This window comes from Rhizobacter sp. P3_B12 (assembly GCF_056402895.1).
On record NZ_JBFUGN010000347.1, the window covers coordinates 1 to 5,783 of the forward strand.

General features: G+C 66.3%; 7 protein-coding genes and 1 tRNA gene. 1 reads left to right on the forward strand and 7 read right to left on the reverse strand.

The window, feature by feature from the left end; all coding sequences use genetic code 11:
• Positions 1 to 288: 288 nt before the first annotated feature.
• Positions 289 to 1,239 (reverse strand): M23 family metallopeptidase, encoded by a 951-nt coding sequence (locus tag AC1D01_RS18020; protein ID WP_477868635.1) that lies wholly within the window; start codon positions 1,237 to 1,239, stop codon positions 289 to 291.
• A 16-nt stretch (positions 1,240 to 1,255) separates the two neighbouring features.
• Here AC1D01_RS18020 and AC1D01_RS18025 point away from each other — a divergent pair, with 16 nt between their 5' ends.
• A complete protein-coding gene (locus AC1D01_RS18025) occupies positions 1,256 to 1,573 on the forward strand; it encodes a DciA family protein (protein WP_156154650.1) in 318 nt (105 codons plus the stop codon).
• 33 nt (positions 1,574 to 1,606) lie between these two features.
• Here the strand turns inward: AC1D01_RS18025 and AC1D01_RS18030 are convergent.
• From AC1D01_RS18030 to petA, 6 genes are all read right to left on the reverse strand, one after another.
• A tRNA-Thr gene (locus AC1D01_RS18030) sits at positions 1,607 to 1,682 on the reverse strand.
• Positions 1,683 to 1,696: 14 nt separating this feature from the next.
• Entirely contained in the window at positions 1,697 to 2,239 is a 543-nt protein-coding gene (locus AC1D01_RS18035; protein WP_477868637.1) for a ClpXP protease specificity-enhancing factor, read from the reverse strand.
• 14 nt (positions 2,240 to 2,253) lie between these two features.
• Positions 2,254 to 2,865: a glutathione S-transferase N-terminal domain-containing protein gene (locus AC1D01_RS18040; protein WP_047500858.1), complete on the reverse strand. Its 612-nt coding sequence runs from the start codon at positions 2,863 to 2,865 to the stop codon at positions 2,254 to 2,256.
• 116 nt (positions 2,866 to 2,981) lie between these two features.
• A complete protein-coding gene (locus AC1D01_RS18045) occupies positions 2,982 to 3,755 on the reverse strand; it encodes a cytochrome c1 (RefSeq protein ID WP_477868639.1) in 774 nt (257 codons plus the stop codon).
• Positions 3,756 to 3,787: 32 nt separating this feature from the next.
• Positions 3,788 to 5,188: a cytochrome b gene (locus tag AC1D01_RS18050; protein ID WP_477868641.1), complete on the reverse strand. Its 1,401-nt coding sequence runs from the start codon at positions 5,186 to 5,188 to the stop codon at positions 3,788 to 3,790.
• A gap of 27 nt (positions 5,189 to 5,215) precedes the next feature.
• Positions 5,216 to 5,776, reverse strand: coding sequence for a ubiquinol-cytochrome c reductase iron-sulfur subunit (gene petA, locus AC1D01_RS18055; RefSeq protein ID WP_477868643.1), 561 nt, complete (start codon positions 5,774 to 5,776; stop codon positions 5,216 to 5,218).
• Positions 5,777 to 5,783 lie beyond the last annotated feature (7 nt).

Sequence of the window (5,783 nt, forward strand, 5' to 3'; positions counted from 1 at the left end):
CCACGACCCGGTACTGCTTGAGCAGGCGGTCGTTGCGGCTACCGAAAATCTGGGTGAGAAGCTTGGGCAACATGCAGCGTCAGGGGTTGGTACGGGAAGGCAGCCGCGGGCTCCCGCGTTGTTTTGCGAACGGGCCGACTCGCGAACCGGCCGACTTCGTGGAGGGCTGGGATGAGCTGAGGGTGCGGCCCGCCTTTACAAGCCCGGCGCACGATCAGCGAAAGCGGCGGATTTTACGGCAAGCGGCCGGCGCCAGCGTGGCCGGGGCGTTGCCGGATGCAGCGGCGTTCAGCGAYGGACAGCGCCCTTGGCGGCCGCCTGGGCCCCGCCGGCCAGGAATTTCGCCGGATCCTGCGGCACGCCCTCGACCAGCACCTCGAAGTGCAGGTGCGGGCCGGTCGAGCGGCCGGTGGTGCCGACGTAGGCCACGACCTGGCCGCGCCGGACCAGGTCGCCGGTCTTGACCGCGATGCGCGAGGTGTGCGCATAGCGGGTCACCAGGCCGTTGCCGTGGTCGATCTCGAGCAGGTTGCCGTAGGCCGGGYGCACGTCGGTGGAGCGCACCACGCCGCCGGCCGCGGCCATGATGGGCGTGCCCACGTCGGTCGGGAAATCGAGCCCGGTGTGCAAGGCCGCACGCCCGGTGAAGGGATCGGTGCGGAAGCCGAAGCCCGAGCCGACCTGCACGTCGATCGGCCGGCTGTTGGGCACCATCAGCTGCTGCATGCGCTGCTCGAAGAGGCGCGACTCGACCATCGTGAACAGGTCGGTGCTCTGCTCGGCCGCCTCGTCCAGCGACGACACCATGCCGTTCAGCTGGTCGAACGACGGCGTGCGGGCCGGCACGAACGGGCCGCCCTGTCCGCCGGACACCGCGGCCGGCACGATCTGTTTCAACTCTTCCGGTTTCATACCGGCCAGGCCCGAGACCCGCTCGCCCATCGCCTCGAGCTTGATCAGCTTGGCCTGCATCTCGCCGACCTTCTGCGCCATCGCGTCGAGGTTCTCGCGCACGAAGCGGTCGCGCTGGGCGAATTCATCGCGCACGACCAGCCGGACGATCTGGCTGACCACCGGCCAGCCTTCGCGGGCGGCCTTCAGGAACACCACGTGGTAGATGGTGCCCGACAGCAGCATCAGCACCAGCGCCAACCCGACCAGCGCCCCGAAGGCCTGGAAGCGGTTGAAGCGCAACACCCGCGTTCGGGCCAGGGTGCCGTGCGTGATCAGGATCTGCATCGCTAAACTCCTTCCGGTGAAACCGAAGACATCCCCGGTCACCCCCAACGCCTTGCGCATCGAAGAGGCCCTGAGCCGAAGTGCGCCTCTGGCTCACTTGCAGCGCTTGCTGCAGGAGTCGAATGCACGCTTCGATGCGGTACGAAACTGTCTGCCGCCCACACTGGCCCTGCATGTGAAGCCCGGGCCGGTCGACGATGAGGGCTGGTCTCTGCTTGCGGCCAACTCTGCGGTCGCCTCCAAGCTGCGCCAGCTGCTGCCCCGGATGGAGCAGACACTCCACGCCCGGGGCTGGCAGGTTACTGCAATACGGGTGAAGGTTCAATCAACCTGAGGCCTGACGTGTGTCAGGTGGTTGATGGATGGGTGGTGCCCCCGGCAGGAATCGAACCCGCGACCTTCGGTTTACAAAACCGCTGCTCTACCAGCTGAGCTACAAGGGCTTGAGGCGGGAATTCTATTTGATGCGCTTGAGCGCCGGACGCGGCCCGCCACCGCCCGCAGGAGGTTCGGGCGGTTTGTCTTCATCCGACTCGCGGGCCGGCGCGGCAACGGCCGGCTCGGCATGGCCTTCGGTGGTGGCCAGCCGCAGGCCGCCGCCGGCCGGGCGATCGGCCGGCACGCCGTCATCCGACTCGCCGGCCGTCCCGGCCGCCGATTCGCTGGGCATCGGGAACGCCATGCCCTGCCCGTTCTCGCGCGCATAGATCGCGATGACATGGTCCACCGGCACCGCGATCTCGCGCGCAATGCCGCCGAAACGTGCCTTGAACTCGATCATCTCGTTGCCGAGCTGCAGGGCCGTGGTGGCCTCGAAGCTGACGTTGAGCACGATCTCGTTGTTCTTCACGTATTCGGACGGCACCTGCACGCCGCGGCCGACGAACACCGCCAGGTACGGCGTGAAGCCGTTGTCGGTGCACCAGTCGTGCAGCGCACGGATCAGGTAGGGCCGGGTCGACGAGCCGGCGTTGCCCGGTGCCGTGGGAGTGGAGGCCATGCTGGAACCGCGCCTTACTTGCGCATCACCTTCTCGGACGGCGTCAGTGCCTCGATGTAGGCCGGGCGCGAGAAGATGCGCTCGGCGTACTTCAGCAGCGGCACCGCGTTCTTCGACATGTCGATGCCGTAGTAGTCCAGGCGCCACAGCAGCGGCGCGATGGCCACGTCGAGCATCGAGAAGTCGTCGCCCAGCATGTACTTGTTCTTCAGGAAGATCGGCGCGAGCTGGGTCAGGCGGTCGCGGATCTGCGCGCGCGCCTTCTCGAGCTGCTTGTCGTTCGGCTTCAGGCCGCGCGACTCGAGCACGTTGACGTGCGCGAACAGCTCCTTCTCGAAGTTCAGCAGGAACAGCCGCACGCGCGCGCGCGCCACCGGATCGCCCGGCATCAGCTGCGGGTGCGGGAAGCGCTCGTCGATGTACTCGTTGATGATGTGCGACTCGTACAGGATGAGGTCGCGTTCGACGAGGATGGGCACCTCGTTGTACGGATTCATCAGCGCGATGTCTTCGGGCTTGGCGAAGAGATCGACGTCGCGGATCTCGAAGTCCATGCCTTTTTCGAACAGGACGAAGCGGCAACGATGCGAGTAAGGGCAGGTCGTTCCGGAGTAAAGCACCATCATGGTGGTGGCTCCTTGGAGGCAGAGGTCAAAACACAAACGCAGCAGGCATGCCTTCGGGCAGCCCGCTGCGTCATCGACCCGGGCCGTCGTGCGGCCCAGGGCGCGAAATCACATCGTTATTTCACGTCTTTCCAGTAAACCGCGTTCAGGCGCCAGGTGATGACGACGAACACGGAGAGAAACAGCAGCACCCAGACGCCGACGCGAACGCGCTGGCCCTGGGCCGGCTCTCCCATCCACTGAAGATAGGCGACGAGGTCGGCCACCGCCTCGTCATAGTCATTGGCGCTCAGCTTGCCGGGCGTCACCTGCTCGAAGCCGGCGAAGCGGTGCACCGACTTCGCCTCGTCGTGCGGGTCTTTCTCTTCGACGAACTTCGCCACGCGCTGGCCCTGCAGTTCCCACAGCGCATGCGGCATCGCCACGCTCGGGAAGGCCAGGTTGTTCCAGCCGGTCGCCTTGGTGTCGTCGCGGTAGTAGGTGCGCAGGTAGGTGTACAGGTAGTCGGCACCCGATCCCTTGCCGATGYCGGCGCGCGAACGGGCGATCACCGACAGGTCGGGCGGCAGCGCGCCGAACCAGTCCTTGGCCTGCTTCGGGTCGAGCGAGGCCTTCATCGTGTCGCCGACCTTGTCGGTCGCGAACAGCAGGTTGGCCTTGATCTGCTCTTCGGTCAGGCCGATGTCGCGCATGCGGTTGTAGCGCATGAAGGCCGCCGAGTGGCAGTTCAGGCAGTAGTTGACGAACAGCTTGGCGCCGTTCTGCAGCGCCGCGAGGTCGGTCGTCTTGGCCGAGGGGAACTTGTCCCAGGCCACGCCGCCCTCCGAAGCCTGCGCCGCACCGCCCACCAGGGCCAGGCTCGCCAGCAGCGTGAGAAGGAGTTTCTTCATGGTGTTCTCTCCGGGGCTCTCGGTGGTGTGGATCAGTGGGCGTGGAAGGTCACGCGGTCCGGCACGGGCTTGAAGGTGCCCAGCTGGCTCCACCACGGCATCAGCAGGAAGAAGCCGAAGTACAGCAGCGTGCCGACCTGCGACACGTAGTTGCCGATTTCCGACGGCGGCTGCACACCCAGGTAGCCCAGGATCAGGAAGAACACGACGAACACGCCGTACACGTACTTGTGCCAGTCGGGGCGATAGCGGATCGACTTGACCGGGCTGTGATCCAGCCAGGGCAGGAAGAACAGGATGATGACGGCACCGCCCATCACCACCACGCCCCAGAACTTGGCATCGAACACGTTCAGCAGCGCGACCGCGATGACCGCCACGATCGCCATCGCGAGCTTGGCGGCGCCGCCGAACTTGCCCTTGAGCAGGGCCGCGACGGTGGCCACGGCGATGATGCCCGACAGCACCTGCACCATCAGCGTGGTGGTCGCGCGCAGCATCGAGTAGAACGGCGTGAAGTACCAGACCGGGGCGATGTGCGCCGGCGTCTTCAGCGGATCGGCCGGGATGAAGTTGTTGTACTCGAGGAAGTAGCCGCCGAACTCGGGCGCGAAGAACACCACCGCGCTGAAGATCAGCAGGAAGCCGGCGACACCGAAGATGTCGTGCACCGAGTAGTACGGGTGCGAGGGGATGCCGTCCAGCGGGTGGCCGTCCGGGCCGCGCCTGGCCTTGATCTCGATGCCGTCGGGGTTGTTGGAGCCCACCTCGTGGAGCGCGATCAGGTGCGCCGCCACCAGGCCGAGCAGCACCAGCGGCACCGCGATCACGTGGAAGCTGAAGAAGCGGTTCAGCGTCGCGTCGCTGACGACGTAGTCGCCGCGGATCAGCAGCGCCAGGTCGGGGCCGACGAACGGCACCGCGGCGAACAGGTTCACGATGACCTGCGCGCCCCAGTACGACATCTGGCCCCACGGCAGCAGGTAGCCCATGAAGGCCTCGGCCATCAGGCACAGGAAGATCGCGCAGCCGAAGATCCACACCAGCTCGCGCGGCTTGCGGTAGCTGCCGTACATCAGCCCGCGGAACATGTGCAGGTAGACGACGATGAAGAACGCCGAGGCGCCCGTCGAGTGCATGTAGCGGATCAGCCAGCCCCAGGGCACGTCGCGCATGATGTACTCGACCGAGGCGAAGGCGAGCGCCGCGTCGGGCTTGTAGTGCATCACGAGGAAGATGCCGGTCACGATCTGGATCACCAGCACCAGCATCGCGAGCGAGCCGAAGAAGTACCAGAAGTTGAAGTTCTTCGGTGCGTAGTACTGCCCCCACTGCTCGTTCCACATCTTCGTGGCGGGGAAGCGGTTGTCGACCCAGGTCATGAGCTTGACGCCCACGGAGGCATTGGCGGGCGCTTGCTTGAATTCAGCCATGTCGTTGTTCTCCGGAGTGCTCGGGGCTCAGGCCTTCTTGTCTTCGCCGATCAACAGCCGGGCGTCGGACAAGTACATGTGCGGCGGCACTTCGAGGTTGTCGGGTGCGGGCTTGTTCTTGTAGACGCGGCCGGCCATGTCGAAGGTCGAGCCGTGGCAGGGGCACAGGAAGCCGCCCGTCCAGTCGTCGGGCAGCGAAGGCTGGGCGCCGGCCTGGAACTTGTCGCTGGGCGAGCAGCCCAGGTGCGAGCAGATGCCCACCACCACCAGGACGTCGGGCTTGCGCGAGCGGTTCTCGTTGCGCGCGTATTCGGGCGTCAGCTCGTCGGGCTTGCGCTGCGAATTGGGGTCGGCCAGCTGCGCATCGTTCTTCGGCAGCGTGGCGAGTTGCTCGGGGGTGCGCTTGACGATCCACACCGGCTTGCCGCGCCACTCCACCGTCTTCTTCTCGCCCGGCTTCAGGTCGCTGATGTCCACTTCGACCGCCGCCCCGGCGGCACGTGCGCGCTCGGAGGGCTGGAAGGTGCTGACGAAGGGCACGGCGGCTGCGACACCCCCGACGGCCCCGGCACCACAGGCGACAGCCACCCAGGTC

Coding starts and splice junctions, on each gene's coding strand:
- AC1D01_RS18040 (WP_047500858.1), bottom strand. CDS start 2,865: ATGATGGTGCTTTACTCCGGAACGACCTGCCCTTACTCGCATCGTTGC.
- AC1D01_RS18050 (WP_477868641.1), bottom strand. CDS start 5,188: ATGGCTGAATTCAAGCAAGCGCCCGCCAATGCCTCCGTGGGCGTCAAG.
- AC1D01_RS18035 (WP_477868637.1), bottom strand. CDS start 2,239: ATGGCCTCCACTCCCACGGCACCGGGCAACGCCGGCTCGTCGACCCGG.